The sequence below is a fragment of the Nitriliruptor sp. genome, assembly GCF_040882075.1.
In the GTDB taxonomy this organism is placed as follows: Bacteria; Actinomycetota; Nitriliruptoria; order Nitriliruptorales; family Nitriliruptoraceae; genus Nitriliruptor.
Map to the genome: position 1 here is coordinate 1 of NZ_JBBEBZ010000174.1, position 5,184 is coordinate 5,184.

General features: G+C 73.5%; 4 protein-coding genes. 3 read left to right on the top strand and 1 reads right to left on the bottom strand.

All coding sequences use genetic code 11. The annotated features are described in order from the left end of the window. Positions 1 to 234: 234 nt before the first annotated feature. On the bottom strand, positions 235 to 2,433 hold the full coding sequence (locus WEB03_RS11590) for a DEAD/DEAH box helicase (protein WP_368071112.1): 2,199 nt from the start codon (positions 2,431 to 2,433) through the stop codon (positions 235 to 237). A gap of 256 nt (positions 2,434 to 2,689) precedes the next feature. On the opposite strand from WEB03_RS11590, the gene WEB03_RS11595 reads away from it, so the two are divergent. From WEB03_RS11595 to WEB03_RS11605, 3 genes are all read left to right on the top strand, one after another. Then, positions 2,690 to 2,992: an S-layer homology domain-containing protein gene (locus tag WEB03_RS11595; RefSeq protein ID WP_368071113.1), complete on the top strand. Its 303-nt coding sequence runs from the start codon at positions 2,690 to 2,692 to the stop codon at positions 2,990 to 2,992. Further along, the gene (locus WEB03_RS11600; protein ID WP_368071114.1) at positions 2,962 to 4,149 is read left to right on the top strand and encodes an S-layer homology domain-containing protein; all 1,188 of its coding nucleotides are present in this window, start codon (positions 2,962 to 2,964) and stop codon (positions 4,147 to 4,149) included. Before WEB03_RS11595 ends, WEB03_RS11600 begins: the two co-directional genes overlap by 31 nt. A 169-nt stretch (positions 4,150 to 4,318) precedes the next feature. Continuing rightward, positions 4,319 to 4,933, top strand: a complete 615-nt coding sequence (locus WEB03_RS11605) for a hypothetical protein (RefSeq protein WP_368071115.1) — start codon at positions 4,319 to 4,321, stop codon at positions 4,931 to 4,933. The last annotated feature ends 251 nt before the right edge of the window (positions 4,934 to 5,184 follow it).

Here is a 5,184-nt window from a genome sequence, read left to right on the forward strand (position 1 = left end):
CATCGTGTCGTGGTGGAGCAGGTGCATCGATCCCCCGAACGGTCGGCTCCGCCGATCGTAGACCTCGCCTGTGACACCGATCCGGTGCCGTCGGCGGGCGCGGCGACGACCGTGAGACCTCGCCGGATCAGCTCCACGGTGTCCTCGGGGAAGGATCGTCGAGGGGGCCGGCAGCATCCCGGTCGCGTGCTCACCGCCGGTGACCGAAGTGCCTGGAAGCCGGACGCCGCTCGGTCAGCCGTGCGACGTGGCGAGGACGAGCGGGAGCACCGGGGCCGTCCCTGCCTCGGCGAGCAGCACGCCCGCCACGGTGGCGGTCCAACCGCTGGCACGGATGGCGTCCACGAGCAGCACGGGCCCGGCCGGGGGTGACTGCCCGGACAGCTCCAGGGTGTCGAGCGCGTTGGCTGCCTGGTGGGCGGAGTTGCCCATGTCGCGCTGGCGGGCCGTGCCCTCGCGGCGGGCGAGCGCCGGCACCACCGGCAGGCGCCCGACGGTCCCCAAGCGGTCGGCGACCAGCTGCACGAGATCCACGTGGGTCGCCGAGGGGACGGGGACGATCGCGACCGGTCGCGATCGCCAGCTCCACCTTGCGAGCACCCCGACCAACCCCTCGATGACCTCGTCGAGCGCACCTGCGAGCGCCGGATCGAGCGACCCCGGATCCTCGGTGACCCCACGCAGGTCGCCCCGCTCGGAGGCTGCGAGCAACGGACCGACCACGTCGCCCCACCCGGAACGGTCACCGTCGGCCAGCGCCCGGCCCTCGGCGAGCTGGAGCTCGCGCGGGACGTTCCCGCGACGGTCGTGGCCGAGCTGGCCGAGCCCGGTCGGCCAGCGACGGCGAGGGATGAGCGGCACGTCCCGGCCGCGCAGGTGCTGTCGGGCACGGGCGACGGCGTCGTCGTCGACTGCGACGTCGGGCGCGGTGCCGGTGCAGCGGTCGCACCGTCCGCAGTCCTCAGCGTCCGGGTCGTCGAGCGCGGTGACCAGCAGCCGCATCCGGCACGTGGTGCCGTCCGGGTCGAGGTAGTCCCGCATCACCGCGTGCTCGGTCCGACGGCCGGCGAGCAGCCGGTCGTAGCGCGGTTGATCGTGGACGTAGGAGCGGCCCGTCGCGAGGTACCCGCCGTCGGTCCGGGTGACGTGCCCGTCGACGTCGAGGATCTTGAGCAGCAGTTCGAGCCGGGTGCGACGGACGTTCACGGCCGTCTCGAGCGACGGGACGGAACGGGGTCGGTCGGCGGACAGCGCGTCCAGCAGCTGATCGACCTCGCCGGGCGTGGGGACACCGGCCACGTCGAAGTGCGCCCACAACCGTTCGTCGAGCCCGGTCGGCAGGCACACGATCGGGGCGTCGTGGCCGCCGCGGCCGGCGCGCCCCACGGCCTGGTAGTAGGCGACCGGTGAGGACGGCGCTCCGAGGTGCACCACGAAGCCGAGGTCGGGCTTGTCGTACCCCATCGACAGCGCGGTGGTGGCCACGACCACGTCGAGGTCGTTGGCGCGGAGCCGGTCCTCGACCTGGGTGCGCGCGTCGGGGTCGAGCGCCGAGGTGTAGGGCTCGGCGATGAGCCCCTCGCTCGTCAGCCACCGGGCCGTCGACTCGGCCTCGGCCACCGTGAGGGTGTAGACGATCCCTGCGCGGCCGGCGGGTCGCTGGTCGGCGACGAAGGCCGACAGCCAGGCGAGGCGCTCCTCGTGGCGAGGCCGGTGGACGACCGCCAGGTGGAGGGTGTCGCGCGCCAGCGGACCGCGGAGCACCTCGACCTCGGGTGCGTCCCCGTCCGCGCCGGCGGTCGCGAGCTGGATCGCCACGTCCTCGACGACGCGGTCCGTGGCGGTCGCCGTGCAGGCAAGCACCGGGACGGGAGCGTCACGAGGACCGTCGAGCTGGGCGAGCACGTCCCGGATGCGGCGGTAGTCGGGGCGGAAGTCGTGGCCGTGGTCGGAGATGCAGTGCGCTTCGTCCACCACGAGCATCCCGATGCGTGACAGCAGGCGGTCGAGGATCTCGCGGCGGAAGCGGGGGTGGTTGAGTCGCTCGGGGGAGACCAGCAGCAGGTCGACCGACCCGTCGATGACCCGTGCCTCGACCTCGCTCCAATCGTCGACGTTGGTCGAGTTGAGCGTCTCGGCCGCGAGCCCCATGCGGCGTGCTGCGGCGAGCTGGTCGCGCATCAGCGCGAGGAGCGGCGAGACGATCAGTGTCGGTCCCTCGCCCCGGTCGCGCAGCAGCCGGGTGGCGATGAAGTAGACCGCCGACTTGCCCCAGCCGGTCCGCTGCACGACCAGGACCCGTCGTCGGTCCTCGACGAGCGCGGCGATGGCCGTGGCCTGGTCGTCGCGGAGCACCGCGTCCGCGCCGGCCAACCGGGTCAGCTGTGCCTGCGCAGCCTCGTGGGTGGCGCCGGCGGGGGTGGTGAGGGACACGGGGGCTCCTGGGTCGACCCGGATGGTGCCGCACGTGGGCGACACCGCGGTCGGGCCTGACCTGTCGGCTGTGGACACACGGTGGCTCACCCTCGCACGGGGTTCGCGCCGTTCCCTCGTGTGGCCGGTGGTCGTCCGGACACCCTCGCGTAGCGTCCCGCGCCGATCCGGGCGCCGCCGTGGCGCCCGCACGGAGACACGCTCGAGAGGGACGCAGATGTTCCGCAGGTCCACGATCTCCCTCGTCGTGGGACTGGTGCTGAGCACCGTCGCCGTGCCGGCGGCGGGCCAGACCGCCGGGTTCGACGACGTACCCCCGACCAACGCCCACGCCGACGCCATCGCCGAGGCGGCCGACCTCGGCATCATCGCTGGCACGACCCCGACGACCTTCGAGCCAGCCCGCGCGGTGACCCGCGGGCAGATCGCTTCGCTCCTCGTCGCCACCCTGGGGGAGGCCGACGTCGACCTGCCGCCGCTGGCCGGGTCGCCGGAGTTCGACGACGTGGCGCTCCGCACGGTGACGCCGTGCGTCGACTGGCCGCCGCCGGGATCGTGAGCGGGCGGGACGAGCGCCGGTACGTGCCGAACGATGCGGTGTCCCGCGAGCAGATCGCCACGCTGCTGGTCAGGACCGTGGCGTACGCCGAGGGGCGTCCGGTCGTGCCGGCCGAGCGCGGCCACTTCACCGACGTCCCGGTGTCCGGGACCCACGCTCAGAACGTCGCCGCCGCCGCCGAGCGTGGCCTCGTGACGGGCAACGACGGCCAGTTCCGACCGCTGGCCTCCACCCGTCGGGACCAGACCGCCACCCTGATCATCAACCTGCTCGGTGTCGTCCGCGGCGCCGGCCCCGTGGTGACCGACGGCGGTGAGCTGTGGGTGCTCGACCAGGGCACCGACCTCATCCACGTCTACGACGCGACCTCGGGCATCGAGGAGGTCGCCACCGTCGACGTCCGGCCCGCCGTGCTCCGCGCCGCACGTGCCGCCGGCGACATCACCGACGCACCGGCCGGCGAGCTGACCGTCCCGCACATGATCGAGTTCGACTCGCAGCAGCGGTACGCGTTCATCGCCTCGACCGCGGGAGGCGTGGTCATCATCGTCGACGCCCGGACCAAGGAGGTCGTCGAGGTGCTCGCCACCGGGGGCGGCACCCACATGGCCGACGTCACGCCGGACGACTCGGCGCTGTGGGTCTCGGTCATCGGGACCGCCGGCCGGGGGTCGAACGGCAGCCAGAAGCTGGTCGAGGTCGCGCTGCCGGACCTCGATGCCGCTGACCCGACCTTCGCCGTCACCGACACGTTGCTGGTCGAGGACCTGGTCGCGCCGTGGGAGGACGGGACCGAGGCGTCCTACGCCTTCCCGTCGCTGTCGGCGGTGTGCCACCAGTTCTCCCCGGATTCGAGCGAGGCGTGGATCACGCTCGGTCCAGGCTGGAGCCAGGGTGGCCTGCTCGTGTTCGACCTCGACACCAAGGAGCTGCTCGAGACCAACCCGAGCGAGGGGCTCGACACCCACGGGCTGCGGCTGTCGCCCGACGGGTCCGAGTACTGGCAGGTCAACCGCAACTCCGACGACGCGATCGTCATCGACGCCGACACGCTCGAGGTGACGCGCCGCATCAGCGACGTCGCGGCGACCCCCGACATCCTCGGCTACAGCCGGACCGCACCCGACCGCGGCGTCGGGCCGCGCTGGGTGACGTAGACGTACCGACCGGTTGGGGACACGGGTCGGTTCGGGCAGAGTTCCCGTCGCGCGCGCGGGTGGTCCACCCGAGGACCGCGGCCCCGGCTGTTGGTACGGTCCCGCCGCCCCGTGAGCGGAGGTGGGGCGCGCCGTCCGGGATCCACCGCTGGTGCCCTGGAGTTGCTCGATGACCACCCGCCTCGGGCGCGCCACGGCCGCGCTGCTCGCCGTCCTCCTCGTCGTGACCCTGCCCGGTGTGGCCGCCGCTTCACCCGAGGAACGTCTCGACGAAGCCAAGGAACGGGCAGCTGATCTCGACCAGCGGCTCACCGACGCGGAAGCGGCCCTGTCCCGGGCACGCGACGAGGTCGCGGAACTCGAGGACGCGCTGCGGGTCGCCGGCCGTGCCCTCGAGACCGCACAGGCCGAGCAGGCGCAGGCGGAGGAGTCCGCAGCTCTCGCCCGCCGCCGGGCCGAGCGCGCGGCTACTGACCTCCGTGCGGCGGAGATCGAGCTCGACACCAACCAGGACGCGTTGGCATCGTTCGCCAGCGAGACCTACAAGTACGGGGTCGCCACGGCCTCCCCGACGCTGATGACGCTGCGCTCCCTCACCGGGGAGAACGGGTCGGTCGACCTCGCCGACTCCCTACAGGCGATGCGGCTCGGTCTCCGGGAACAGCGCCGCGTGATCGAGGAGGCGCTGGTCCTACGGACCCGGACCGAGGTGCTGGCCGCGGCGGCGGCCGAGGAGGAGCGCATCGAGGGGGGGCCACCTCGACGAGGCCACCGCCGCGAGTGACCGGGCCGCGGAGGCCCACGCCGACGTCTCCGAGCTGGTCGCCGAGGCCAGCGCCGCCGAGGCACGACGCCAGGACCGGATCGCCGAGCTCGAGATCGCACGACGCGCGGTCGACGGCGAGATCGCCGACATCGAGGACGAGATCCGCCGTGAACGTGAACGACGTGCCCGCGAGGCGGCCGCACGTGAGGCCGCCGAGCGTGCTGCGGCGGAGCGTGCTGCGGCGGAGCGTGCTGCGGCGGAGCGTGCCC